Annotated in this window: 20 protein-coding genes and 1 other RNA gene; 15 read left to right on the forward strand and 6 right to left on the reverse strand. The window is 65.8% G+C overall.

Going from position 1 to position 24,491, the window contains the following annotated elements:
• Nucleotides 1-8 precede the first annotated feature (8 nt).
• Both ACEN9P_RS14990 and ACEN9P_RS14995 read right to left on the reverse strand, forming a co-directional pair.
• A complete protein-coding gene (locus ACEN9P_RS14990) occupies nucleotides 9-560 on the reverse strand; it encodes a flavin reductase family protein (protein ID WP_495622185.1) in 552 nt (183 codons plus the stop codon).
• A 186-nt stretch (nucleotides 561-746) separates the two neighbouring features.
• Nucleotides 747-2,417, reverse strand: coding sequence for an NAD(P)/FAD-dependent oxidoreductase (locus ACEN9P_RS14995; RefSeq protein ID WP_495619697.1), 1,671 nt, complete (start codon nucleotides 2,415-2,417; stop codon nucleotides 747-749).
• A gap of 84 nt (nucleotides 2,418-2,501) precedes the next feature.
• Between ACEN9P_RS14995 and rnpB the strand changes: the two genes are divergently transcribed.
• Nucleotides 2,502-2,842, forward strand: an RNA gene (gene rnpB, locus ACEN9P_RS15000) — RNase P RNA component class A.
• Here rnpB and ACEN9P_RS15005 read toward each other — a convergent pair.
• The 3 genes from ACEN9P_RS15005 to ACEN9P_RS15015 form a co-directional block, all read right to left on the reverse strand.
• Nucleotides 2,837-3,337, reverse strand: a complete 501-nt coding sequence (locus ACEN9P_RS15005) for a DUF2127 domain-containing protein (protein ID WP_477661453.1) — start codon at nucleotides 3,335-3,337, stop codon at nucleotides 2,837-2,839. The two genes, rnpB and ACEN9P_RS15005, sit on opposite strands and share 6 nt — an antisense overlap.
• A gap of 48 nt (nucleotides 3,338-3,385) precedes the next feature.
• Nucleotides 3,386-4,252 carry a basic amino acid ABC transporter substrate-binding protein gene (locus ACEN9P_RS15010; protein WP_074576160.1) on the reverse strand — a complete coding sequence of 289 codons (867 nt, stop codon included), beginning with the start codon at nucleotides 4,250-4,252 and terminating at the stop codon, nucleotides 3,386-3,388.
• A 175-nt stretch (nucleotides 4,253-4,427) separates the two neighbouring features.
• Nucleotides 4,428-6,080, reverse strand: a complete 1,653-nt coding sequence (locus ACEN9P_RS15015; RefSeq protein WP_495619698.1) for an MBL fold metallo-hydrolase — start codon at nucleotides 6,078-6,080, stop codon at nucleotides 4,428-4,430.
• A gap of 78 nt (nucleotides 6,081-6,158) precedes the next feature.
• Here ACEN9P_RS15015 and dapF point away from each other — a divergent pair, with 78 nt between their 5' ends.
• From dapF to ACEN9P_RS15030, 3 genes are all read left to right on the forward strand, one after another.
• A complete protein-coding gene (dapF, locus tag ACEN9P_RS15020) occupies nucleotides 6,159-7,037 on the forward strand; it encodes a diaminopimelate epimerase (protein ID WP_495619699.1) in 879 nt (292 codons plus the stop codon).
• A gap of 82 nt (nucleotides 7,038-7,119) precedes the next feature.
• Nucleotides 7,120-7,815: a DUF484 family protein gene (locus ACEN9P_RS15025; RefSeq protein WP_495619700.1), complete on the forward strand. Its 696-nt coding sequence runs from the start codon at nucleotides 7,120-7,122 to the stop codon at nucleotides 7,813-7,815.
• A gap of 11 nt (nucleotides 7,816-7,826) precedes the next feature.
• Nucleotides 7,827-8,903 carry a tyrosine recombinase XerC gene (locus tag ACEN9P_RS15030; RefSeq protein ID WP_495619701.1) on the forward strand — a complete coding sequence of 359 codons (1,077 nt, stop codon included), beginning with the start codon at nucleotides 7,827-7,829 and terminating at the stop codon, nucleotides 8,901-8,903.
• A 9-nt stretch (nucleotides 8,904-8,912) separates the two neighbouring features.
• Here the strand turns inward: ACEN9P_RS15030 and ACEN9P_RS15035 are convergent, their stop codons facing one another.
• Entirely contained in the window at nucleotides 8,913-10,691 is a 1,779-nt protein-coding gene (locus ACEN9P_RS15035) for a sensor domain-containing diguanylate cyclase (protein WP_495619702.1), read from the reverse strand.
• A 186-nt stretch (nucleotides 10,692-10,877) separates the two neighbouring features.
• On the opposite strand from ACEN9P_RS15035, the gene ACEN9P_RS15040 reads away from it, so the two are divergent.
• The 11 genes from ACEN9P_RS15040 to mraY all read left to right on the forward strand — a co-directional run bounded on the left by ACEN9P_RS15040 (nucleotide 10,878) and on the right by mraY (nucleotide 24,490).
• Complete coding sequence (locus ACEN9P_RS15040; protein ID WP_495619703.1) at nucleotides 10,878-12,068, forward strand: class I SAM-dependent rRNA methyltransferase; 1,191 nt, start codon at nucleotides 10,878-10,880, stop codon at nucleotides 12,066-12,068.
• 147 nt (nucleotides 12,069-12,215) lie between these two features.
• Nucleotides 12,216-13,277, forward strand: a complete 1,062-nt coding sequence (locus ACEN9P_RS15045) for a CobW family GTP-binding protein (protein ID WP_007864763.1) — start codon at nucleotides 12,216-12,218, stop codon at nucleotides 13,275-13,277.
• Nucleotides 13,278-13,622: 345 nt separating this feature from the next.
• The gene (dksA, locus tag ACEN9P_RS15050) at nucleotides 13,623-14,672 is read left to right on the forward strand and encodes an RNA polymerase-binding protein DksA (protein WP_477661446.1); all 1,050 of its coding nucleotides are present in this window, start codon (nucleotides 13,623-13,625) and stop codon (nucleotides 14,670-14,672) included.
• A 39-nt stretch (nucleotides 14,673-14,711) separates the two neighbouring features.
• The gene (locus ACEN9P_RS15055) at nucleotides 14,712-16,583 is read left to right on the forward strand and encodes an STAS domain-containing protein (RefSeq protein WP_495619704.1); all 1,872 of its coding nucleotides are present in this window, start codon (nucleotides 14,712-14,714) and stop codon (nucleotides 16,581-16,583) included.
• Nucleotides 16,584-17,015: 432 nt separating this feature from the next.
• A complete protein-coding gene (gene mraZ, locus ACEN9P_RS15060) occupies nucleotides 17,016-17,444 on the forward strand; it encodes a division/cell wall cluster transcriptional repressor MraZ (protein WP_074576178.1) in 429 nt (142 codons plus the stop codon).
• Between the two features lie 9 nt (nucleotides 17,445-17,453).
• The gene (rsmH, locus tag ACEN9P_RS15065; RefSeq protein ID WP_477661444.1) at nucleotides 17,454-18,371 is read left to right on the forward strand and encodes a 16S rRNA (cytosine(1402)-N(4))-methyltransferase RsmH; all 918 of its coding nucleotides are present in this window, start codon (nucleotides 17,454-17,456) and stop codon (nucleotides 18,369-18,371) included.
• A gap of 16 nt (nucleotides 18,372-18,387) precedes the next feature.
• Nucleotides 18,388-18,705, forward strand: a complete 318-nt coding sequence (gene ftsL / locus ACEN9P_RS15070; protein WP_477661443.1) for a cell division protein FtsL — start codon at nucleotides 18,388-18,390, stop codon at nucleotides 18,703-18,705.
• Nucleotides 18,702-20,435, forward strand: a complete 1,734-nt coding sequence (locus tag ACEN9P_RS15075; RefSeq protein ID WP_477661442.1) for a peptidoglycan D,D-transpeptidase FtsI family protein — start codon at nucleotides 18,702-18,704, stop codon at nucleotides 20,433-20,435. The genes ftsL and ACEN9P_RS15075 overlap by 4 nt, the downstream gene beginning before the upstream one ends.
• A complete protein-coding gene (locus ACEN9P_RS15080; protein ID WP_495619705.1) occupies nucleotides 20,432-21,925 on the forward strand; it encodes a UDP-N-acetylmuramoyl-L-alanyl-D-glutamate--2,6-diaminopimelate ligase in 1,494 nt (497 codons plus the stop codon). The genes ACEN9P_RS15075 and ACEN9P_RS15080 overlap by 4 nt, the downstream gene beginning before the upstream one ends.
• On the forward strand, nucleotides 21,922-23,322 hold the full coding sequence (locus ACEN9P_RS15085) for a UDP-N-acetylmuramoyl-tripeptide--D-alanyl-D-alanine ligase (RefSeq protein ID WP_495619706.1): 1,401 nt from the start codon (nucleotides 21,922-21,924) through the stop codon (nucleotides 23,320-23,322). Before ACEN9P_RS15080 ends, ACEN9P_RS15085 begins: the two co-directional genes overlap by 4 nt.
• Nucleotides 23,312-24,490: a phospho-N-acetylmuramoyl-pentapeptide-transferase gene (gene mraY, locus ACEN9P_RS15090; protein ID WP_074576190.1), complete on the forward strand. Its 1,179-nt coding sequence runs from the start codon at nucleotides 23,312-23,314 to the stop codon at nucleotides 24,488-24,490. The genes ACEN9P_RS15085 and mraY overlap by 11 nt, the downstream gene beginning before the upstream one ends.
• Nucleotide 24,491 lies beyond the last annotated feature (1 nt).

Here is a 24,491-nt window from a genome sequence, read left to right on the forward strand (position 1 = left end):
TCAGGCCGCTAGCGCGGCCTGAACATGCGAAAGAGGTTGTCGGGGGTGACGGCGAAATAATCGGCCGGCCCGCCGCCGCGAAGAATGGGCTGGGCGGCCGCCGTGTCGTAAATGCCGTCCTTGAGCAGCTGCCTTGCAATGTACACGCCCACGACTTCGCCCAGGACCAGCCAGGTGGGCACAGGCACGCCGTCGGCGCCCTGCAGCTGCAAAATCTGGGTCAGCTTGCACTCGAAGGACACCGGGCTTTCCAGCACGCGCGGCGCGGCGATGCGCTGCGAGGCTGTGGGCGTGAGGCCGGCCAGTTCAAATTCATTGACTTCGGGCGGCACCATCGCGCAGGACTGGTTCATGGCCTCGGCCAGCGGCCGGGTCGCCAGGTTCCAGCCGAATTCGCCGGTTTCGCGGATGTTGCGCAGGCTGTCCTTGGCGCCAATGCTGGCAAAACCGATGATGGGCGGCGTGTAGTTGAAGGCGTTGAAAAAACTGTAGGGCGCCAGGTTGAGCCGGCCCTTGGCATCGCGCGAGGAAATCCAGCCTATGGGCCGCGGCCCCACCATGGCGTTAAAGGGGTCGTGCGGCAGGCCGTGGCCTTTGGCCGGCTCGTAATAGTGAAAACCTTCAGATCCGCTCACAAAACCCTCCTGGCGTTGTTGCGCCGCCTTGCCGTGCTGGTGCACTGTCTGCGGCGGACGCGCCTAGCCAGGACCGCTTCGCTGGGTTTTGTGAGCGGCTCTGGGTAGCCATCATGCGGCCACCCGCTGCCGCTCGGTGTCCTGCAGCACGCTGCGCGCCACGGCTTCGGCGACCTTGATGCCGTCCACGCCGGCTGACAGGATGCCACCCGCGTAGCTGGCGCCTTCGCCGGCCGGGTAAAGGCCGCGCACGTTGATGCTTTGCAGGTCGTCGCCGCGGCTGATGCGTATCGGTGAGGAGGTGCGTGTTTCCACGCCGGTCAGCACCGCGTCATGGGTGTCAAAGCCCTTGATCTTTTTGCCGAACACCGGAAAAGCTTCGCGCATGGCGGCAATCGCATAGTCGGGCAGTGCCGACGACAGGTCGCCCAGGGTCACGCCCGGCTTGTAAGACGGCGTGATGCTGCCCAGCGCGGTCGAAGGGCGGCCGGCCAGGAAGTCGCCGACCAGCTGCCCGGGGGCGCGGTAGTCGCCGCCACCCAGCACAAAGGCGTGCGACTCGAGCCGGCGCTGCAGCGCGATGCCGGCCAGCGCGTCGCCTGCCTCAAAGCCGGGGTAGTCGCGCGGGTCTATGCCGACCACGATGCCGGCATTGGCGTTGCGCTCGTTGCGCGAGTACTGGCTCATGCCGTTGGTCACCACGCGGCCGGGCTCTGAAGTGGCCGCCACCACCGTGCCGCCCGGGCACATGCAAAAGCTGTAGACCGATCGGCCGTTGCTCGCATGGTGCACCAGCTTGTATTCGGCCGCGCCCAGCGAAGGGTGGCCGGCATGGCGGCCCCAGCGCGCGCGGTCGATGATGCCCTGCGGGTGTTCCACCCGAAAGCCGATGGAAAAGGGCTTGGCCTCGATGTACACGCCGCGCGCATACAGCATGGCGAAGGTGTCGCGCGAGCTGTGGCCCAGCGCCATCACCACCTGGTCGGCGCGCATTTCGTGGCTCTGGCCCGTGGCCTGGTCCAGCACCGTGAGGCCGCGCAGCTGTTTGCCCTCGGGTCCGTCCTCGATCAGCACGTCGGTCACGCGCTGCTCGAAACGGATCTCGCCGCCCAGCGCGACGATTTGCGCGCGCATGTTTTCGACCACCTTCACCAGCTTGAAGGTACCTATGTGCGGATGCGCCTCGAACAGGATGTCGGCCGGCGCGCCGGCCTTGACAAATTCGTTCATCACCTTGCGGCCCAGGTGGCGCGGATCCTTGATCTGGCTGTAGAGCTTGCCGTCGGAAAAAGTGCCGGCGCCGCCTTCACCAAACTGCACGTTGGACTCCGGGTTGAGCACGTTCTTGCGCCACAGGCCCCAGGTGTCGCGGGTGCGCTGGCGCACCGTCTTGCCGCGCTCCAGCACGATGGGCTTGAAACCCATTTGCGCCAGCAGCAGCGCCGCGAACATGCCGCAGGGGCCGAAACCGACGACAACGGGGCGCAGCGGCAGGCCGGCGGGCGCCTGGCCCACGGTGCGGTAGGCCATGTCGGGTGTGGGCAGGATGTGCGGGTTGCCGGCAAATTTGGCCAGCAGCGCGCTTTCCTGGGCGGCGTCGGCCAGCGTGACGTCGACGATGTAGACCTTGAGCAGGTCCGCCTTGCGGGCGTCGAAGCTGCGTTTGTGGATGTGGATGTTCTGCAGGGCGGCCGCGGCGACGCCCAGGGTCTGGGCCACCAGGGTGGGCAGGGCATCTTCCGCGTGGTCCAGCGGAAGTTTGAGTTCGGTCAGGCGAATCATGGCAAGGGGCTCGTGTTGATCAAGCAGCCCGCATTTTAAAGGGCGCCACGCCATGGCGTCTTGCTGGCGGATAATAGGCCCCGTGAAGCACGCCAGGCCGCCGCTGGTGCAATCTGGGAAACCAGGCACTGGAGGAACGTCCGGACTGCACAGGACAGCGTAGGAGGTAACACCTCTCCACCGTGAGGTGAGGATCAGAGCAACAGAGACGAGTCGGCCTTGGGGTAACCCCAGGCCGGGTGAAACGGGCAATCTCTACGCGCAGCAATACCAAGTAGGCCAGCGTTGATGTGGTTCCGCAGAGCTGGCGGGTAGGTAGCATTGAGCCGTGGGGGCGACCCCCGGCCCAGATTAATGGCGGTCACGCCGGGCTTTCTCCAAGGGGGTCCGGTGCACAGAATCCGGCTTATCGGCGGGCTTCACACTTTATTTGCACGGCCTTGGCGGCCTCGGCGCATCCAGAGCTGGAACGCCAGGAAACCCACAACGCCCACATTGAGCAGCAGCACGCCGGCGTTGATGGCGCCGGGCCGGTGCGCCAGGTGGGCCACTTCGAGCGGGATGTAAAGCGCGCCCGACAGCGCGCCCAGCCATTCGGCCCAGGTCTTTTCCTTCCACAGTCCCCAGGCTTCCAGGAAGCGCACGGCGATATACGCCAGCGCCACCGGCGCGAGCGTGCGCAGGTTGATCGCACTCAACAGGTCGGCGTAGTGCAGCAGCAGGGTGGGGTAGGGCAGCGCCGGGTCGAGGTGAAAGCGCCATAGCAGTGCGACAGCCAGCCGGTGGATGTCGTGGTGCAGCAGCTCCAGCAGGCCTATGCCGGCCGCCAGCGCGGCCAGGCCCTTGGCGGCCTCAAAAACGGCAATGGCGCGCAGGGCGCGCCTGCGGCCGGACGGCGGGATCGTATTGCCGGGAGTCATGCAGGCGCCGCGCAGGGGTAAAACCGGCGGCGCCTGAGGCGAGTGGCCTTATTTCGAGGCGGCGGACGCGGGGGCCTTGGCGGCTGCCGCGGCAGGTGCGCCGAAGTACTGGGTGTAGATCTTGTCGTAGGTGCCGTCGGTCTTGATGTCGGCCAGGCCCTTGTTGAGTTTTTCCAGCAGTTCGGTATTGCCCTTCTTGACGGCCAGGCCGTACTGCTCGGCGGCGAAGCTGGCATCGCTGATGGTCTTGAAGTTCGCGCCGCTGTTGTTGTTGACGTAGTGCACCACCACGCCGTTGTCGGCCACCACGGCGTCCACGCCGCCGGCTTCGAGTTCTTTCAGCGCCAGCGGCGTCGATTCAAAACGCTTGATGTTGGCGCTGTCCTTGCCTTGCAGCTTGGACACCACTTCATCGCCCGTGGTGCCGTTCTGCACGCCGACCTTGAGTTTTTTCAGGTCGTTGAACTTGGCGATCTTCGAATCCTTCTTCACGGCGATCAGCTGCTGCGCGTCGAAGTAGGGCGTCGAAAAATCCATGGTCTGCTTGCGCTCGGCCGTGATGGTGATGGACGACACCAGCAGGTCGCGGTCGCCCTGGGCGAGGGTGTTGAAGATGCCTTCCCACGGCGTGTTCACGAATTTCACTTCGATACCGGCTTTTTGCGCCACGGCCTTGACGACCTCGATGTCGAAACCGACGATCTCGCCTTTTTCGTTCTGCGATTCAAAGGGTGCGTAGGCGGCGTCGGTGCCCACCAGGTAGACCTTGGCAGCCGGCGCGGGCGCGGAGGCTGCGGGCGCCGATGCGCCGGCGGCGGGCGCTGGGGGTTCCTGCTTGCCGCAGGCTGCCAGGACCAGGCCGGCCAGCAAAATGCCGGCGCTTTGAAGGAAATGTCGGGTCGAGATGGAAGACATGAAAACCTCGCTGAGTGTTGAAATATGTGAGTTCAAATCCCGCGGAAAGACGGGCTGGTGGCCCGGTTCCCGGCAGGTATGAGAAAAAAAGTATAAACCGTGACCGCCAAAAGCCAAGCAATTGGTGTGCCTGAGGCGACTGGCAGGCTTGCGGGAGCGGTCGCGCAGCCTACACCTACAGATTGGCAAAGCCCTGCGCCTCAATGCGCTCCACGTGCGCGAGCAGCGAGCGTTTGGCCACCGGCCAGATGCGCGGGTCCACGTCGTCGTAGGCGGCCGCGACCCAGTCGTCCATCGTGCCGTCCGGCCGGGCCCGCATCACGCCGATGATCTTGGCCTCGCGCTTGAGGCGGTGCGCCTTGAGCTGGGCAATCGCGGTTTTGGCCGCGCCGATCACATAACCGTGCGCCGGGGCGATGAATTCAATCCGGTGTTCGTCGCAGGCCGCGCTGAGCGCATCCAGCGACTCGAGGTAGGCGTTCATGTCGCCGTCCGGCGGGTCGATCACGGTGGTGCTGCCGTTGAGGATGTGGTCGCCGCTGAACAGCAGGCCGTCTTCCTCCAGCACCAGGCAGACATGGTTGGCCGCATGGCCGGGCGTATGCAGCGCTTTCAGCGTGTGGGTGGTTGTTTCACCGTCCGGCCCTTTTCCTGAGAGCGTGAGGCGTTCCCGGTGTTGCAGCGCCCTGTCCGGCGTGAAGGCGCTGGCGCTGCGCGCGGTGGGCGCCGAAGGCAGGCCCAGGATGGGCGGGGCCGTGCGGCACAAGGCCTGCAGCGGTTTGGCCCCGGGGGAATGGTCGGGGTGCGAGTGCGTGCAGACAATCATGCGGATATCGCCGCCGGCCGCCTGCCAGAGGCGCTGCAGGTGTTCGTGGTCGGCCGGGCCCGGGTCGATCACGATGTAGCCGCTGCCTGGGTCGCCGACAAGGTAGCTGTTGGTGCCCGGCCCGGTCATCACCCCCGGGTTGGGGGCGGTCAGGCGGCTCACATTGCGCAGCAGCGCCACCGGCTGCGCGCTTTGCCAGTCCAGCGTGTGCACGATCTGCCCGTCGGGGCAGGTCAGCGCGAGTTCGCCATAGGGCGCCTCGTGTTCCATATAGCGCGCTTCCTTGCCCGCCAGCAGGCCGGCGCGCGGGCAGGAGGTCCAGAGCGGGATTTCAGACGCGCAGGCGGCCAGCACGGCGTCGACGTCGGCATGGTGCTGCAGCTTCTCCAGCGTGCGTATGGTGGGAAAGATGATGAAAAAGTCGCCCGCCGCGTGCCGCGCCAGCGCCTCGGCCGGCCGCACCCAGACCGGCTCGAACTGCTCGGCCTCGTCGGCCACCGGGCTCTGGCCCTCGGGCATGCGCGCCACCAGAAAAGGCACGTCAAAACGCCGCGGCAAGTCGCGGTCGGTGATCCAGTGCGCCAGCACAAACACCTCGTCACCCGCCAGCGTGAGGCCGCGCTCGCGGCACTGCGCGGCAAACGGCGCCTTGCGATCCAGGGCCGCGATGTCCGCCGTGCTGGCATGGCTGCCATCCGCATGGCGCGCCAGCAGCACGCCCAGTTCCTCAAAACTTTCCCGTATCGCCGCGATGGCCTGGGTCAGGTGCAGATCGCTTTGCGTGGCCCGCCGCGTCGACTGGGCGTGCGCCTGCGCGTCCGCCGCATCAATACCGCCGCCGGGGAAGACATAGGCGCCAGGCGCGAAGCTGGCCGTCATGGAGCGGCGCGTCATCAGCACCTCGATGCCCTGGGGCGTGTCGCGCAGCAGCAGGACGGTGGCTGCAGGGCGCAGCGGGGCGGGGTCGCGGTGGGGGTGGAGTTGTTGAGAGGGGCGGGGCATGGTTTGGATTATGGCTTTTGGAGGTGGTTCTTGCTGTGGCGGGGCGCTCCCGGCAGAGAAGCACAGATAATCCGAAGAATGCGAATCCGATTCACCAAAATGCAAGGCGCGGGCAACGATTTCGTCATGCTCGACGAAACCCGGGGCCCCCTGGGCCTGAGCACCGCCCAGTACCGTTTCCTGGCCGACCGCCATTTCGGCGTGGGCGCCGACCAGATCCTGACGGTGCGGCCTTCGCCCGCGGAAGGCATTGATTTCGAGTATGTGATCCACAACGCCGACGGCGGCGAGGTGGAGCAGTGCGGCAACGGCGCGCGCTGCTTTGTGCGTTTTGTGCGCGAGCAGGGGCTGACGAGCAAGGACGTCGTGAGGGTCAAGACCCTGAGCGGCATCATCGAGCCGCGTATGCAGGCCGATGGGCGCGTCACGGTCGACATGGGGGCGCCGGTGTTTGAGCCGGTACGCGTCCCGTTTGACGCTGCCGGCCTGGCGCCCGTGGCGCAAGGTTCATGGGAGAAATGGCCGCTGGCATTGCCGGGGCAGGCGCAGGCGGCGCCGCTTTTCATAGGCGCGCTGTCTATGGGCAACCCGCACGCGGTGCAACTGGTGGATGAGGTCGATACCGCGCCGGTGCTGCAGACCGGCCCGCTGATCGAGAACCATGCACGCTTTCCGCGCCGCGTGAACGCCGGCTTTATGCAGGTGGTCTCGCGCGGGCAGATTCGCCTTCGGGTGTTTGAGCGCGGCGTGGGTGAGACGCTGGCCTGCGGCACGGGCGCCTGTGCGGCCGTGGTGGCGGGCATACGCTGGGGTCTGCTGGATGCGAAAGTGGATGTCATGACGCGGGGCGGCCAGCTGACCATCGAATGGCCGGGCACGCTCGATGCGCCTGTCATGATGACGGGGCCGGCGACCACGGTGTTCGAGTCCGAGATCGAAATTCCCGACGGAGTCTGAAAACGGTCTTTCCACGAAAGCGGATGTAACGCGGGCACCCTGCGCCTTTGCGTTCGCCACAAAACTGAGGACAATCCCCGACATGAATCCAACCGAACATCCCATCACCGAAGACGACATCGCCAATTTCCTGGCCAACACGCCCGACTTCTTTGAGCGCCACGCCGAGTTGCTGGCTTCGGTGCAGCTGTCCAGCGGCCACGGCAACCGCGCCGTCAGCCTGCAGGAGCGCCAGGCGCTGATGCTGCGCGAAAAAATCAAGGGCCTGGAAACACGCATGGTCGAGATGATCCGCCACGGCCAGGACAATGTCGGCATCGCCGACAAGATGCAGCGCTGGACGCGCAAGCTGCTGCAGGCCGCGCAGGCGCGCGACCTGCCGGGCGCGGTGGTCGAGGGCATCACCACCGAGTTCCTGATCCCGCAGGCCGCGATCAAGGTCTGGGACGTGAACGGCATTTTTTCGGACGAAAGTTTCGCCACCGGCGTGAGCGAGGACGCCAAGGCCTTTGCCTCCTCGCTGGGTGCGCCTTATTGCGGCGTCAATTCGGGCTTTGAGGCCGCCGGCTGGCTGCCTGAGCCCGCGGTGGCGCTATCGATGGCGATGATCCCGCTGCGCGCCGCGCCGGGCGCGGAGGCCTCCGGCTTGCTGGTGCTGGCCTCGCCCGACCCCGAACGCTTTCACAGCGGCATGGGCACCGACTTCCTCGAGCGCCTGGGCGAACTCGCCAGCGCGGCGCTGACGCGGCTTCGGCCCCAGCCGGCGGCCGCCGAATAAACACCACGGCCATGGCGCAGGCACCCTCTCCCGCGCCGGACATTGCGTCCGAAGCCGGCGGCCCGGTGCCGCCCTCACACCCGCTGGTCGAGCGCTACCTCGAGCATGTGCGCGTCGAAAAACGCCTGGCCTCGCGCACCGTGGAGCTGTATGCGCTGGACCTGCAAAAACTCGAGGCCAACGCCGGCCAGGCCGGCGTGGCGCTGACCGAGGTGCAAAACATCCATATGCGGCGCTGGGTGGCGCAAATGCACGGCGCCGGGCGCAGCGGCCGCGGCATCGCGCTCATCCTCTCGGGCTGGCGCGGTTTTTATACCTGGCTGGGCCGCGAGGGCCTGATCAAGGGCAATCCGGTGCAGGACGTGCGCGCCCCCAAGGCCGCCAAGCCCCTGCCCAAGGCGCTGAGCGTGGACGAGGCGGTGCAGCTGGCCGCCTACAACGCCGACGCCGCCCAAGGCGACCCGATGCTGGCGCTGCGTGACCAGTGCATCACCGAGCTGCTCTACGGCTGCGGGCTGCGCATCGCCGAGCTTGTGGGGCTGGATGTGCAGGCCAGTGCCCAGGCGCGCGGCTGGGTAGACCTGGATGCGGCCGAGGCCCATGTGCTCGGCAAGGGTTCCAAGCGGCGCAGCGTGCCGGTGGGCCATGCGGCCTTGCAGGTGCTGCGGCAGTGGCTGACGGCGCGCGCCGGCTGGGCGCGCGAGGACCACGCCCTGTTCATCAACCAGCGCGGGACGCGCCTGACGCCGCAGCACATACGCGTGCGCCTGAAGCAGCGCTCGCTGAAGGCCGGGCTGGCCACGCCGGTGCACCCGCACATGCTGCGCCATTCCTTCGCCAGCCACGTACTGCAATCCAGCGGCGACCTGCGCGCGGTGCAGGAATTGCTGGGCCACGCCAACATCACGACCACGCAGGTCTACACGCGGCTGGATTTCCAGCACCTGGCCAAGGTGTATGACGCGGCGCATCCGCGGGCGGTGTCCAAGGCCGGCACGGGCATGCCGGCGCCGGCGCTGCCTGTTGAAGCCGGCCATGCCCCGACAGCGGCCCAAAAAGCCGCGAGCCCGGCCAAGGGCAAAACCTGAGCGGGCCGTTCAGGCCGCCTTGGGCCGGTCGCGCCGCACCGGCCGCAGGGGCTGCGGCTCCCCGAGCATGAACACTGCGCGCTTGCCCTCGGCGGGCGCGGCGGCCAGGCGCTCTTCAAGCTGCGTCAGCAGGCCCTGCGCATTGGAGCCCTGGTAGGGCACCAGCGCATAGGCCACGTGCACCTGCGCCACGCAGTCCACATGCAGGCCCTTGTAAGGCATCAGGCAGCGCGCCACGATGCGCGGGCCCAGCGTGCCGGCGTCTTCGGCGTTGAACGGGCCTTCGACCAGCATGCCGAAGCGTCGCTCCGACAGCCGCGCGGCGCTGTCGATTTCGCGCGCGGTGGACAACAGCCGCTCGGCCACGCGCAGCGGCAGTTCCTCGGCCGCCTTGCGCCCGAAGTCGCGCTGGATCTGCTCGGTGTTGACCAGGTCGATGATCATCACCGCGCTCTGGTGGCGCAGCCGCTCGGAGCGCGCGATCATGCGGATCAGTCGCTCGGCGAACACATGGCCGTTGATCAGGCCGGTGGCCGGGTCGACCCGGTCCAGGCCCTGGATGCGGCGTATGTTTTCGCGGCGCTGCTGGCTGCGCAGCATCAGCACCAGCATGACGATGGGCAGGTGCAGCGCCACGCCCAGCTGCATGCCGTGCTGGGTCAGAAAGCCTATGGGCACCAGCTCGGCGTTGCGCGCCATGGTCCAGCCGGCGGCGACCAGCACGGGCACATAGGCCAGCATCAGCCAGGGCGCAAAGCGGTCGCCGCGCCGCCAGGCCCAGCCCATGACCAGCATGCCGCTGAACTGCAGGATCAGCATGATGGGGATGAACACGTCCATGCGGGAGGCGGCCGGCAGCAGTGCCAGCAGCACCGCCACCAGCGCGCCCAGCGCGGCCTGGCCCACCATCAGCCAGTGCAGGCGCGGCGAGCGTTCGGGCAGGGCCACGGCCGCGGAAATGAAGAGCAACGTGGCCGAGACCGTCAGCATGGGCAGCACCGAGGTCGCCACGTCGCTCCAGCCGGGCCAGGCCGGCCACAGGTGCAGGCCGGCGATGCCGGTGACGGTGGCCTGGGTCAGTGCCAGCAGGGTCACGCACAAGGCGTAAAAGCCATACGCCGTGTCGCGCAGCGATACGGCGCCCAGCGCGGAAATCAGCGCGGCCAAGCCGGCCAGGCCGAAGAAAATGCCCAGGATCAGCGAGACACGCTGCTCGGAGTAGCTGAGCCGGCCTTCGCTGATGAACTGCAGCGGGGCGCTGAAGGCGTGGCCGTTTTCCAGGCGCAGCAGGTAATTGGAGGGGGTTTCAGCCGACAGCGCGATGGGCAGCAGCGGGTGGCGGTGCGGCACCGGCCATGTGTTGACCGCCACCAGGTCGCCGGCGCGCTGCTCGTTCCACTGGCCGGCGCCGTCCAGCGTATACAGCGACGCGCGGTCTATGGACGGGTAGGGCACCTCGAGGTACCAGCGCTCGCTGTCGGGCGCGGGCGGCACGTTGAAGCGCACCCACATCGAGGAACCGCTGGTGACCGGGTAGATCGCGTCGGCGCGCGTCGGCTTCCAGGGGATGTCGGGCGCGGCGGCGACCTGCTCGGGCGTGAACTTGCCCGTGCTGTCTATCCAGTAGTCACCCCAGTCCTGCAGGGCCACCGGCTGTATCTGGGCGTCCAGGTCCAGCACCGTGCGCGAGCGGGCGTCCAGGCTGGTGAGCGCCAGCAGCGAACCCATCAGCAGGCTCATCGCCAGGCCCAGCAACAGGGTGCGTAGGGCCGCGGGCCTGCGAACCACAGCGCCCGTAAATGGCCTGGTTTTCTTGAGTTGCAGAAAAAAGTAATCAAAAATCATTAATTTACGATTGTCGCAAACTTTCCGGAAAACGACCGCCACGAGTTTAGAGAGCTGTTTCGATGGCTGTTTGTGCGAGGGATGGCGCGGTCGCACAGGGCTTGTATAGCCTGCCGCGACAATAGCACCATGAAAACACTTCGATTGCGCGATGGCAAGGAGCGCTCCCTGCTGCGGCGCCACCCCTGGATTTTTGACGGCGCCATCGCCAAGGGCGGCGGTGATGCCGGTGAAACGGTGCGGGTGGAAAGCCACGCCGGCCAGTTCCTGGGCTGGGCGGCCTTCAGCCCGGCCTCCAAGATCCGCGCGCGGGTCTGGAGTTTTGACGAGGCCCAGCGCATAGACGCGGCGTTTTTCGCGGCTCGCATTGCCCAGGCCCTGAAGGCCAGGGAGCGCTTCGACATCCAGAGCGACGGCCTGCGCCTGGTCCATGGCGAATCCGACGGCCTGCCGGGCCTGGTGGTGGACCGCTACGGCGACACCCTGGTGGCCCAGTTTTCCAGTTGCGGCGCGGAAAAGTGGAAAAGCGTGATCGTCGACGCCTTGCTGGCCCAGACCGGGCTGACCCGCCTCTATGAGCGTTCCGACGCGAGTTCCCGCGCGCTGGAGGGCCTGCCGGAAGTCACCGGCTGGCTGAAGGGCTCGGGCGAAACCGGCATCACCATCACCGAACACGGCTGGAGGCTCAGCCTGGACATCGCCGAAGGCCATAAAACCGGTTTTTACCTGGACCAGCGCGACAGCCGGCAGAAGTTCGCCGCCTATACGCGGCGGTTGCAGTTCGGCCAGGTGCTCAACTGCTACTGCTACACCGGCGGCTTCACCGTGGCCGCGCTGGCCGGCGGCGCCGGGCACGTCACTTCCATTGATTCGTCAGCCCCGGCGATTGAGCGGGCCCGGGCCAATGTGGCGCTCAACGGCTTTGACGCCGGCCGCACCACCTTGCTCGACGCTGACGTGAACGCCTCGCTGCGCCAGTACCAAAAGGAGGGCCGGACCTTCGACGCTATCGTGCTGGACCCGCCCAAGTTCGCGCCCACCGTGACGCACGCCGAACGCGCCGCACGCGCCTACAAGGACATCAACCGCCTGGCGCTGTCCATCCTGTCGCCGGGCGGCGTGCTGTTCACCTATTCGTGCTCGGGTGGCATCAGCGCCGACCTGTTCCACAAGATCGTGGCCTCGGCCGGCACGGACGCCGGCGTGGATGCCTTTATTTCGGAGCGCATGGGCGGCGCGCCCGACCACCCCATGACGGTGGCCTTCCCGGAGGGCGAATACCTCAAGGGGCTGGTGCTGGTGAAGCGGGCGGCTGGCTAGGGCTTGACAGCCTCTGTAAAGTAACTGTTAGCCGAGGTGGTATTCGCCGCGCCCCTGTGAAGGGCTTGAAGCCACCGCTAAACTCCCCAGCTTGGGTTTTCGCGGCCCGCCCGCCTTCCCGCAACCTTCCGTTTTTAGGTAGACACCATGAGCTTGATCCCCGTCACCATACTCACCGGCTTTCTGGGCTCCGGCAAGACCACGCTGCTCAAGCGCGTGCTGACCGAGGCGCACGGCCAGAAGATCGCCGTCATCGAGAATGAATTCGGCGAGGAAAACATCGACAACGACATCCTGGTCAACGACACCACGGAAAACATCATCCAGATGAACAACGGCTGCATCTGCTGTTCCATCCGCGAAGACTTGCGGGAGACGCTGCAACTGCTGGCCGCCAAGAAGCGCAAGGGGCTGCTCGACTTCGACCGCGTGGTGATAGAAACCACGGGCCTGGCCGACCCCGGCCCGGTGGCGCAGACCTTTTTCATGGACGAGGAAGTCGCCGAGCAGTACCTGCTGGACTCCATCCTGACCCTGGTGGACGCCAAGCACGCCGCCGGCCAGCTCAACGACCGCCAGGAGGCCCGCCGCCAGGTCGGTTTCGCCGACCAGATCTTCATCAGCAAATCGGACCTGGTCGCCAAGGACGAGGTCGACGCCCTGATGCACCGGCTCAAGCACATGAACCCGCGCGCCCCGCAGACCGCGGTGCATTTCGGCGAGGTGGCGATCAAGGACGTATTCGACCTGCGCGGCTTCAACCTCAACGCCAAGCTGGACATAGACCCCGATTTCCTCAAGGAAGACGAGCACGCCGGCCACGACCACGACCATGAACACGGCGAGCATTGCGACCACCCCTCCCATGCCCATGACGGGCATGAGGGCCACGGCCACCATCACCACCATGACGACGACGTCAAGAGTTTTGTCTTCCGCTCGGACAAGGCCTTCAGCCCGGCCAAGCTCGAGGATTTCCTGGGCGCGGTGGTCAATATCTACGGCCCGCGCATGCTGCGCTACAAGGGCGTGCTGAACATGGAGGGCACCGACCGCAAGGTGATCTTCCAAGGCGTGCACCAGCTCATGGGCAGCGACCTGGGGCCCGCCTGGGCCGAGGGCGAGAAGAAAAACAGCAAGATGGTGTTCATCGGCATCGACCTGCCCAAAGATATTTTTGTGCAGGGCCTGGAGCAGTGCCTGGTTTGAGGTAGGCTGTCCGCCTGTAGCCTAATAAAAGGCGGAGGGCTTCATGTTTGTCTCGATTCTCCAACGATTTGTTTTTTGGGTGTCACAGGCCGCTGGCGAGCCGCTACAATCGCGCGCCGACCAAAATACCCGAAAAATCGAATCGGGAGGCCAATCAGGTACAAAACCGGTTAAAAAGCGGGTTGAGGGCCGCGATTTAGCGGTTTTCAGGACTGGCTGGCGGCAGACAAACCAGGAAATCTGGCTACAGCTAGGGTTGGACTGCCGCACTGCGGCAGTCTGGCCAGGAAGCCGCCCTAGAGGCCTCAGGGCCGTTCCAAGGCTGCTTTCCAGAGGAGACACATTGTGAAAGCCCCAGCGAAGAAGACCAAGACACCCGCCAAGGCTGCAGCCAAACCGGCCGCCAAGACAGCCGTGAAAGCCAAGCCGGCGCCCAAAGCAGCCGCCAAGGCCGTGAAAAAAGTTGCCAAGCCTGTCGCCAAAGCCAAGCCGGCGCCCAAACCCGCCGCGAAGAAGGCCGTCAAGCCGGTACCCAAGGCTGCAGCCCCCAAAAAACCTGCCGCAGCCGCCAAGAAAACCGCTGCCAAGCCTGTGCCTTCCAAGGCCAAGGCCGTCGCCAAACCCGCAAAGCCAGTGCTCAAAACCACACCGAAACCCGCCGCAAAACCGGTAGCCAAACCCCCTGTGGTGAAAGCCGCCGCCAAACCCGCGGCCAAGCCAGCCGTGGTTGCCCCCGTGCCGGCGCCGGCTCCCGCTCCCGCGGTGTCCGGGCTCATGGCCCCGCCTCCCCTGAAACCCGGGCGGCGCAGCTCGGCCCGGGTTGCCACCCAATCACCCCCTCCCGCACCCATGGTGCCAACCCATGCGCCCGACGCAGCCAAAGCCAGTTACTCCACAATGACCGAACGCGTGATCGCGCCGCCACCCCAGGCGGCGGCCAAAAAAGACCCCAAGCTTGCCAACAACTGGAAGACCAAATCCGCCGAGCAGCTGACGGACGACGAAGTCAAGGCCATGCCCGACTCCGAGTACATGAACGAAAAGCAGCTGGCCTTCTTCCGCCACAAGCTGTCGGTGCTCAAGCAGGACATCCACAACAGCGCCGGCGAAACCACCGAGCACCTGCGTGAAGACACCGTCGTGGTGCCCGACCCGGCCGACCGCGCCACCATCGAGGAAGAGCATGCCCTTGAATTGCGCACCCGCGACCGCGAGCGCAAGCTGCTCAAGAAAATCGAGCAATCCATCGCCCGCATCGACTCCGGCGACTATGGCTACTGTGACGAGACCGGCGAGCCCATCGGGGTGGGCCGGCTGATCGCCCGCCCCACGGCGAATCTGTCCCTGGAAGCCCAGCAGCGCCGGGAACTCAAGCAAAAGATGTTTGGCGATTGACGCCAGGCTACCAATAGAAGTATTTTTAGTCGTCCGACCATGTCCAAAGAAGATACCGCTTCAGGCCTGCTGTCCAAGATGGTGAAGTTCGTCCGGAATCCGGCCACGAACTGGGCCGACCTGGACGCGGCGGCCACGGACCGGGACGATGCCATGAGCAAGCAGCTGCTCAAGGAAATGATAGAGCGCAAGCGGCAGAACGATTTCGTGCGCAAACGCGAATTCGACATGCTGCGCAAGATGCGCAAGCGTGAGGCCATGGTGGGCGTGGGCCAGGATCCGACCGGGCGGCCTTCCTTCTTCCAGAGCAGCATGCCGTCCAAGCCGGACGACAGGGCCACCACGCTCAAGAAGATCGACGAGATCGAAGCGCAGATGTCCATGCAGTGGTGGAAAACCAAGAATGGCGGGATTCCAGACAGCACTCCTCCGCATGCCTCGCCCACGGGCGCCAGGAACCCCTCGGTGCAGGCGCCGCTGCTGGACAACGCCTTGCCGACCGCTTATCGGGCCACGGCCCCGGCGGGCCTGCAAACCCCGGGCTTTAAAAAACCCGAGCCGACGGAAGCCGCGCCGCTGGACGCTTCGCCCACCGCGCCCGATTCCTTGTCCATCGCGCTTGCGGAAGCGCGTGCCGGCGGTGCGTCAGCGGCCAGGCCGCCCGCCCCAAGCCCCGCTCCTGCCCCCGCCGCTCCTCCCGCGCCCGTTGGCTTGCCCGGTGGGCTGGCGGGTATCAGCGCCCGCAGCGACGACGGCAGCTCCGGTTTTTCGCATTCCAAATTCAGCGCCGTCGATGTCGATGAAGGGGTCGAGCATGACGCCGAACTCGAAGAGGCGGCCATCCGCTTTGCCAATGGCGACGACGCCGGGGCCGAAGCCGGACTGCTCGAAATCCTGGCCCCGAACGGTTCGCGCGCCGGCCATGCCGATACCTGGCTGACGCTGTTCGACCTGTACCGCGCGACGGCCCAGCAAGACAAGTTCGAAACAGCCGCTATCCAGTTCGTCGAGCGTTTTGACCGGTCGGCGCCGCAGTGGTTTTCCATGCCCGACATGGTGAAAAAGCTCACCGAACCGGCAGGCGGCAAGTCCAGCAACGGCCCCGCCGCCGACTGGGTATGCCCTTCCACACTGGGCATACAGACGGTGGCCACGCTCAAGGCGGCCATGGCCAAGGCGCCCATGCCGTGGCGGCTGGACTGGAAAAACCTCAAGACCATCGAGGCTGCCGCGGTGGAGCCGCTGTACAAGGTTTTCAGCAGCTGGGCGGCCCAGCCCGTCCAGCTGCGCTTCATGGGCGATGCGCAGCTGCAGAAGGTGCTGCAGGACGCCACGCCCTCGGGCAGCCGCGACACGGTCCAGGCTTGGTGGCTTTTGCGCATGGAGGCGCTGCGTGTCACGCACCGGCCCGACGACTTCGAACTCGCGGCGCTCGACTTCTGCGTCACCTATGAAGTCTCCCCGCCGGCCTGGGACAGCGCACGCTGCGAATACAAGCCCATAGACGCCCAGGGCGGCGTTTTGAGCGGCCAGGCCATCATCGGCGACGTCTACCGCGATTCGGTGCCTTCCAGCCTCAGCGCCATCGAGGGCGACACTCAGATGGATGCGCCGAGTTCGCAGATGAGCAACCTGCTGTCGGTGGAGTTGTCCGGCCAGGTGCAGGGCGACGCGATCGCGGTGCTCGACAAGCTCGAGGCCAAGCTGATGGGCGCGGACATGATGCTGATCTCCTGCTCCAAGCTGATCCGCGTTGATTTTTCCGCGGCGGGGACGCTGCTGAACTGGGTGTCGGCCCGCGAAGCCGAGAACCGCGCCGTGCAGTTTTCCGATGTCAACCGCCTCGTGGCCGCTTTCTTCAATGTGATCGGCATCACCGAGCACGCCAGGGTCATGGTCCGCGTCGACTGACGCAGTCCACGGTGTCTGGAGCCCCTGCGCAGGGGCTGTTCAACCGGCTTTGACGGCCCGAGTCACCCGCAGTGAGCCTGGCGCTGCCCGGGCTTTCCCTCTTTCACTCCTGATGGCGCGCCTCGCGCCGTGTTTTTTCGCGCTTGCCCGCGGCTGTCGCGCGCTATATGGCCGCGAAAAGGGAAATAGTCCCGCTTTGCGCACCGTTGTCTCCGCCTGGGGACTCCTGCCTTAAAGCAATACTTTCATTGCATCGGCTAAGTGCTTAATTTAGAACACTTTTTGATTTTGACTTCGCATCCAAAGAAGCTTCTAAGTCCTTGATTTCATTGAAAAAATTTGTTTCAAATCCCTTGTTTGCAAATGGTTTCCTGCTAAAGTGGGAAGAAGTGCAATTTAGTGGTGAAAAGTGTTTTCCAAAGGTTTGTAGCAGTGTTTCAAGGCGCCTCATCGTTAGCTCTCGATACCAAGGGTCGGCTCTCCGTGCCGACCCGGCATCGTGACGTGCTGAGCGCCACCGCTTCCGGCCAGCTCACCATCACCAAACATCCGCACGGTTGCCTGATGATTTTCCCTCGCAACGAGTGGGAAAAATTCCGCGAGCGTATCGCCTCGCTGCCGATGCAGGCACAGTGGTGGAAGCGCATCTTTCTCGGCAACGCCATGGACGTGGACATGGACGCCACCGGCCGCGTGCTGGTGTCGCCCGAACTGCGCGCGGCGGCGGGCATCAGCAAGGATACGGTGCTGCTGGGCATGGGCAGCTACTTCGAGCTCTGGGATGCCGCCACCTACGCGGCCCAGGAAGCCGAGCAGATGAAGGGCGAAATGCCCGATGTCTTCAGAGACTTTTCGTTCTGAAAGAAGACGGTGAACGGCACATGGATACACCGTACCGTCCTGTTGAACGAAGCCATAGCGGCGCTTCTTGTCAACCCGGACGGCCACTACGTCGACGCGACCTTCGGGCGCGGCGGCCATTCACGGCTGTTGCTGTCGCAACTCTCGCCCCAAGGGCGGCTCACCGCCTTCGACAAAGACCTCGACGCCATCGCCGAGGCGCAGACCATCACCGACCCGCGCTTTTCCATCCGCCACGAGGGTTTCATGCAACTGGGCCAGTTGCCCGCCGCCAGCGCGGACGGCGTGCTGATGGACCTGGGCGTGAGCTCGCCGCAGATCGACAACCCGGAGCGCGGATTTTCGTTTCGGCAGGAGGGGCCGCTGGACATGCGCATGGACACCACGCGTGGCCAGAGCGTGGCCGAGTGGCTGGCGGATGCATCCATAGAAACCATGGCGGAGGTGATTCGTGAATATGGCGAAGAACGGTTTGCTCAACAGATTGCAAAGGCGATTGATCGTCGCCGACAGGAACGGGGCCCTCTTCGAACCACCGCTGAGCTGGCCGAAGTCGTGGCTGGCGCGGTCAAAACCCGCGAGCCGGGCAAGGACCCTGCAACGCGCACATTTCAGGCTCTTCGGATTTTCATCAACGCCGAGCTTGAAGAGCTGCAACAGGCGCTAGCCGCGTCGCTGAAAGTTCTCCGACCGGGAGGCCGTCTGGTGGTGATCAGTTTTCATTCGCTCGAAGACCGCATCGTCAAACAGTTCATCGCCGCGCATTCGCGCGAGGTGTTCGACCGCCGCGCGCCTTTCGCCGAACCCAAGGCCATGCAGCTCAAGGCCCTGGGCCGCACCAAGCCCAGCGAGCAAGAGGTGGAAGGCAACCCGCGTTCGCGCAGCGCGGTGATGCGCGTTGCCGAACGCACCGAGGTGGCCGCATGAAAGCCGGAGCACAGTCATGGCCAGGCTGAACCTCGTGCTGCTCCTTGCCGTGCTGGCCAGCGCGCTGTATCTCGTGCGCACCCAGTACGAGTCGCGCCGCCTGTATGTCGAGCTTGAAAAGGCGACGGCCGAGGCGCGGAAAATCGAAATGGACAACGAACGCCTGCAGGTGGAAAAGCGCGCCCAGGCCACGCCCCTGAAGGTCGAGAAGCTGGCCAAGGAGCGCCTGCAGATGCGCACGGTGACGCCGGCCATCACCCAGTACGTGACCTACAAGGACGCCCCGGCCGCTGCGGCCGTGGCGGCCTCCGCAGCGGAAGGCACCAAGCCATGAGCCGCAGCGTGCTTTATTCGTCCAGCCCCCTGCTGGCCAGCAAGACACCGGTCTGGCGCAGCAAGTTCATCGTGGCCGGCATCGCGCTGGCCTTTGCCGGGCTGGCCGGCCGGGCGGCCTACATCCAGATTTTCGGCAATGAGTTCTTCCAGAAACAGGGTGAGGTGCGTTTTGCCCGCACGCTGGAGCTGCCCGCCAACCGCGGCCGCATCCTGGACCGCAACGGCCTGATCCTCGCGTCCAGCGTGCCGGCCTCCAGCATCTGGGCCATTCCCGAAGACGTCCAGGCCAGCAAGGCGCAGCTTGCCGAGCTCGCCACGCTGCTGGAAATGCCGCTGGCGGACGTCAACAAGAAGCTGGGCGACGAGGACAAGACCTTTGTCTGGCTCAAGCGCCAGGTCGACGAACCGGTGGCGCAAAAAATCCACGCCATCGGCATCAAGGGCATTTACCAGCGCAAGGAATACAAGCGCCAGTATCCCGAAGGTGAAACCACGGCCCACGTGGTGGGCTTTACCAACGTCGAGGACCGCGGCCAGGAAGGCATTGAGCTGGCCTTCAACAAGGACCTGGCGGGCAAGGCCGGTTCGCGCCGCGTGATCAAGGACCGCCTGGGCCGTGTCGTGGAGGACGTCGGCGAGCAGATGCCTCCCGTCGAAGGCAAGGACATCCAGCTCAGCATAGACAGCAAGGTGCAGTTCTTCGCCTACCAGAAGCTGCGCGACGCGGTCATCGCGCGCAAGGCCAAGGCCGGCAGTGTCGTGGTGCTGGACTCCACCACCGGCGAGGTGCTGGCGCTGGTGAACTATCCCAGTTACGTGCCCGACAGGCGGAAAAACCTGACCGGCGAGCAATTGCGCAACCGGGCCCTCACCGACACCTTCGAACCCGGCTCCACGATGAAACCGATCACGGTGGCCATGGCGCTGGAAGCCGGGCGCATCAAGCCGCAAACCATCATCGAAACCGGTCCCGGCCGCTACAACCTGGGCGGCTTCACCATCAGCGACACCCACAACTACGGGACGCTGACGGTGGAGGGCGTCATCCAGAAATCCAGCAACGTCGGGGCGCTGAAGATCGCCCAGAAGATGAGCCCGCAGGAAATGTGGGAAACCTATATGGCGCTGGGTTACGGACAAAAACCGCAGATCCAGTTCCCCGGCGCGGTCACGGGGCGTGTGCGGCCCTGGAAAACCTGGCGTCCTGTCGAGCAGGCGACCATGGCCTACGGCTACGGGCTGTCGGCCTCGCTGTTCCAGATGGCGCACTCTTACACCGCGTTCGCGCACGACGGCCAGATCATTCCCGTCACCATGCTCAAGAGCAGCGAGCCCGCGGTGGGCGTGCAGGTGTTTTCCGCGGCGAATGCGCATGCCGTTCGCCGCATGCTGCAGATGGCCGCCGCCCCCGGCGGCACCGGCCCGCTGGCGCAAACCGTGGGCTATTCGGTGGGCGGCAAGTCGGGAACCGCGCACAAGCAAGTCGGCAAAGGTTATGCCACCAACAAATACCGCGCCTGGTTCACCGGCATGGCGCCCATAGAGGCCCCGCGCATCATCGTCGGCGTGATGATCGACGAGCCCAGCGACGGCAACTACTTCGGCGGCGTGGCCGCCGCGCCTGTTTTCAGCGAGGTCGTGCAGCAGACCCTGCGCATGATGGGCGTGCAGCCCGACATGAGCGTCAAGCCGCAAATCACCACCCAGGCCGTGGAGGAGTCGTTTTGAGCACGCAGCTCCACACCCCTGAGCAGGCCGCCGGCTGGCTGCGCGAGCGCGTGAGCGGCAGCCTGCGCACGGACAGCCGCAAGCTGGCCCGGGGCGACGGTTTTATCGCCTGGCCCGGCGCCGCCACCGACGGGCGAAAATTCGTGGGCGCCGCGCTGGAAGCGGGCGCCGCTGCCTGCCTGGTCGAGCAGGAGGGCGCAGCGGCCTACGGCTTCCAGGACGCCAAGGTCGCGGAATATGCCGGCCTCAAGGCCGCCACCGGTCCCATCGCCGCGGCTTATTTCAATGAGCCCAGCCGCCAGCTGCGCATTTGCGCCGTCACCGGCACCAACGGCAAGACCTCCACCGCCTGGTGGTTGGCGCAGGCCCAGGGCCGCCTGGGGCGCAAATGCGGCCTGATCGGCACGCTGGGCACGGGCGAGCCCGGCGCCATGGTTTCCAACGGCCTGACCACGCCCGACCCGGTGCTGCTGCAGCAGGAATTGCGGCGTTTCGCCGACCAGGGTTTTGTCGCCTGCGCGCTCGAAGCCTCCTCCATAGGCGTGGTCGAGCACCGCCTGGACGCGACCGCCATCGAGGTCGCCATCTTCACCAATTTCACGCAGGACCACCTCGACTACCACGCCTCCATGGAGGCCTATTGGGAGGCCAAGGCCGCGCTGTTCGGCTGGCCCGGCCTGAAGGCGGCGGTCATCAACATCGACGACGCCAAGGGCGATGAACTCAAGGATTCCCTGGCCGGCAGCGGCCTGGATATCTGGACCGTCTCCTGCACGGAGCCGGCCCGCCTGCAGGCGCGCAAGATAACGCACGGCAGCGACGGCCTGAGCTTTGAAGTGGCCGAGGGCGCCGAAAGTTATATGCTGGCCACGCGGCTGGTGGGCCAGTACAACGTGTCCAACCTGCTGGGCGTGCTGGGTGCCTTGCGCGCCATGGGGGTGCCGCTGGCCGACGCGGTGAAGGCCTGCACCGACCTGCTGCCGGTGCCCGGCCGCACCGAGACCCTGGCCGTACCAGGCCGGCCGCTGGTGGTCATCGATTACGCCCACACGCCCGACGCGCTCGAGAAAGTGCTGCTGGCGCTGCGGCCGGCGGCGGTGCGCCGCGGCGGCCAGCTCTGGTGCGTGTTCGGCTGCGGCGGCGACCGCGATGCCACCAAGCGCCCGCTGATGGCGGCCGTGGCCGAAAAAAATGCCGACCAGGTGGTGGTCACCAGTGACAACCCGCGCAGCGAGAACCCGCTGGCCATCATCTGCCAGGTGCTGCTGGGCCTGAGCCACCGCGACGCCGTGCATGTGCAGGCCGACCGGGCGGCAGCCATCAAGCACGCCTTGAGCCTGGCCGGTCCCGACGACGTGGTGCTGCTGGCGGGCAAAGGCCACGAAAGTTTCCAGGAAATCGGCGGCGCCAAGCTGCCATTCTCCGACCGCGAACATGCGCAGGCGGCACTCGATGCCCTGGCCGCGGCGCCGCAAGGGGGCCGGCCATGATGCGCCTGCAGCAAGCCCTGGATTGGCTGCCCGGTGCCCGGCTGGTGGGCGATGCCGGCGTGCAGGCCTTGCGCGTCAACACCGATACGCGCAGCCTGCAGGCCGGCGACCTGTTTGTGGCGCTCAAGGGCGAACGTTTTGACGCGCATGACTTCCTCGCCCAGGCCAAGGCGCAAGGCGCTGTCGCGGCCGTCGCCCACCATGGGCTGGCGCAGGCCGGCTTGCCCGGGCTTGAAGTGGCCGACACGCGCCTGGCGCTGGGGCAACTGGCGGCCGGCTGGCGCTCGCAGTTCCGCCTGCCGCTGGTGGCGGTCACCGGCAGCAACGGCAAGACCACCGTCACGCAAATGATCGCGGCCATCCTGCGTGCCTGGAAAGCCGACAAGGCCTTCGCTACCGAAGGCAACCTCAACAACGACATCGGCGTGCCGCTCACGCTGCTGCGCCTGACCGCCGCGCACGAGGCGGGCGTGGTCGAGCTCGGCATGAACCACCCCGGCGAGATCGCCTACCTGGCCGAACTCAGCAAGCCCACCGTCGCGCTGGTCAACAACGCGCAGCGCGAACACCTGGAATTCATGGCCACGGTGGAAGCGGTGGCGCGAGAAAACGGCTCGGTGTTCCAGTCGCTGGATGCGGCCGGCACGGCGGTCTTCCCGGCGGACGACGATTACACCCCGCTGTGGCGCGAACTCGTGGGCCAGCGCAAGGTGCTGAGCTTCGCGCTCTCGGGCCCGGCCGACGTCACCGGCAGCGCGCAATGGGAAAACGGCTGCTGGAAGGTGGCCGCCGCCACGCCGGCCGGTGCGGCGGAATTTTCGCTGCACATCGCCGGCCGGCACAACGTCAAGAACGCGCTGGCCGCCACGGCCTGCGCACTGGCGGCCGGTGTGCCGCTGGCCGCCATCTGCGCGGGGCTCTCGGCCTTTGTGCCGGTCAAGGGCCGCTCGCGCGCGATTGCCGTGGCCCTGCCGGGCCGGGTGCTGACGCTGGTCGACGACAGCTATAACGCCAATCCCGATTCCATGCACGCTGCGCTGGAAGTCCTGGCCGAGCTGCCCGGCCCGCGCCTGATGGTGATGGGCGACATGGGCGAGGTCGGCGACCAGGGGCCGCAGTTCCACGACGAAGCCGGGCGCCATGCGCGCGCGCTGGGCATTGAAAAACTCTTCACCCTGGGCGAGCAGTCGAAGCAGGCCGCGGCCGCTTTCGGCGGCGCGCAGGTTTTTGCCGGCATGGATGAACTCGCCGCCGCCGTGCTGGCTGAGTTGCCCCACACCGGCAGCGTGCTGGTCAAGGGCTCGCGCTTCATGAAGATGGAGCGTGTGGTCCAGGCCATCACGGCCCACGCAGATCAAACACATTACCAAAACAAGGGAGGGCCCCATGCTGCTTAGCCTGGCCCAATGGCTTCAGTCGATTTCGCCCGAGTTCGGGTTCTTCCGGGTGTTCCAGTACCTGACCTTCCGCGCCGTCATGGCCGCGCTCACGGCGCTGCTGATAGGCCTGCTCGCCGGTCCCTTTGTGATCCGGCGCCTGATTTCGCTCAAGATCGGCCAGCCCATACGCCAGTACGCCATGCAGACGCATCTGAGCAAAAGCGGCACGCCCACCATGGGCGGTGTGCTGATCCTGCTGGCCATAGGCATTTCCACATTGTTGTGGTTCGACCTGTCCAACCGCTTTGTCTGGATCGTGCTCATCGTCACGCTGGGTTTTGGCGCCATCGGCTGGGCGGACGACTGGCGCAAGGTCGTGCTCAAGGACCCGGAAGGCATGCGCTCGCGCGAGAAATACCTGTGGCAGTCCCTGATCGGCCTGGTCGCTGCGCTGTACCTGGTGTTCAGCATTTCCGAGAGCTCCAACCTGCGCGTGCTCGAACTGTTCTTCAGCTGGGTGCAGTCGGGCTTTGACGTGAACCTGCCCCCCAAGGCCGGCCTGCTGGTGCCCTTTGTCAAGGAAATCAGCTATCCGCTGGGCGTTTTCGGTTTTGTGATCCTGACCTACCTGGTGATCGTGGGCTCCAGCAATGCCGTCAACCTGACCGACGGCCTGGACGGCCTGGCCATCATGCCGGTGGTCATGGTGGGCTCGGCGCTGGGTGTGTTCGCCTATGTCACCGGCAGCTCGGTTTATTCCAAATACCTGTTCTTCCCGCACATCCCCGGCTCCGGCGAACTGCTGATCTTCTGCTCGGCCATGGCGGGCGCCGGCCTGGCCTTCCTGTGGTTCAACACGCACCCGGCCCAGGTCTTCATGGGCGACGTGGGCGCGCTGGCCCTGGGCGCCGCGCTGGGCACCATCGCCGTCATCGTGCGCCAGGAAATCGTGCTGGCCATCATGGGCGGCATCTTCGTCGTGGAGGCGCTCTCCGTGATGATGCAGGTGACCTGGTTCAAGTACACCAAGAAGCGCTACGGCGAAGGCCGGCGCATCCTCAAGATGGCGCCGCTGCACCATCACTTCGAGAAAAGCGGCTGGAAAGAAACCCAGGTGGTGGTCCGTTTCTGGATCATCACCATGCTGCTGTGCCTCATAGGCCTTTCCACCTTGAAGCTCAGGTAAA

It is taken from the genome of Polaromonas sp. Polasp52 (genome assembly GCF_059491565.1).

Coding starts and splice junctions, on each gene's coding strand:
- ACEN9P_RS14990 (WP_495622185.1), bottom strand. CDS start 560: ATGGTGGGGCCGCGGCCCATAGGCTGGATTTCCTCGCGCGATGCCAAG.
- ACEN9P_RS14995 (WP_495619697.1), bottom strand. CDS start 2,417: ATGATTCGCCTGACCGAACTCAAACTTCCGCTGGACCACGCGGAAGAT.
- ACEN9P_RS15005 (WP_477661453.1), bottom strand. CDS start 3,337: ATGACTCCCGGCAATACGATCCCGCCGTCCGGCCGCAGGCGCGCCCTG.
- ACEN9P_RS15010 (WP_074576160.1), bottom strand. CDS start 4,252: ATGTCTTCCATCTCGACCCGACATTTCCTTCAAAGCGCCGGCATTTTG.
- ACEN9P_RS15015 (WP_495619698.1), bottom strand. CDS start 6,080: ATGCCCCGCCCCTCTCAACAACTCCACCCCCACCGCGACCCCGCCCCG.
- dapF (WP_495619699.1), top strand. CDS start 6,159: ATGCGAATCCGATTCACCAAAATGCAAGGCGCGGGCAACGATTTCGTC.
- ACEN9P_RS15025 (WP_495619700.1), top strand. CDS start 7,120: ATGAATCCAACCGAACATCCCATCACCGAAGACGACATCGCCAATTTC.
- ACEN9P_RS15030 (WP_495619701.1), top strand. CDS start 7,827: ATGGCGCAGGCACCCTCTCCCGCGCCGGACATTGCGTCCGAAGCCGGC.
- ACEN9P_RS15040 (WP_495619703.1), top strand. CDS start 10,878: ATGAAAACACTTCGATTGCGCGATGGCAAGGAGCGCTCCCTGCTGCGG.
- ACEN9P_RS15045 (WP_007864763.1), top strand. CDS start 12,216: ATGAGCTTGATCCCCGTCACCATACTCACCGGCTTTCTGGGCTCCGGC.
- ACEN9P_RS15055 (WP_495619704.1), top strand. CDS start 14,712: ATGTCCAAAGAAGATACCGCTTCAGGCCTGCTGTCCAAGATGGTGAAG.
- ftsL (WP_477661443.1), top strand. CDS start 18,388: ATGGCCAGGCTGAACCTCGTGCTGCTCCTTGCCGTGCTGGCCAGCGCG.
- ACEN9P_RS15075 (WP_477661442.1), top strand. CDS start 18,702: ATGAGCCGCAGCGTGCTTTATTCGTCCAGCCCCCTGCTGGCCAGCAAG.
- ACEN9P_RS15085 (WP_495619706.1), top strand. CDS start 21,922: ATGATGCGCCTGCAGCAAGCCCTGGATTGGCTGCCCGGTGCCCGGCTG.
- mraY (WP_074576190.1), top strand. CDS start 23,312: ATGCTGCTTAGCCTGGCCCAATGGCTTCAGTCGATTTCGCCCGAGTTC.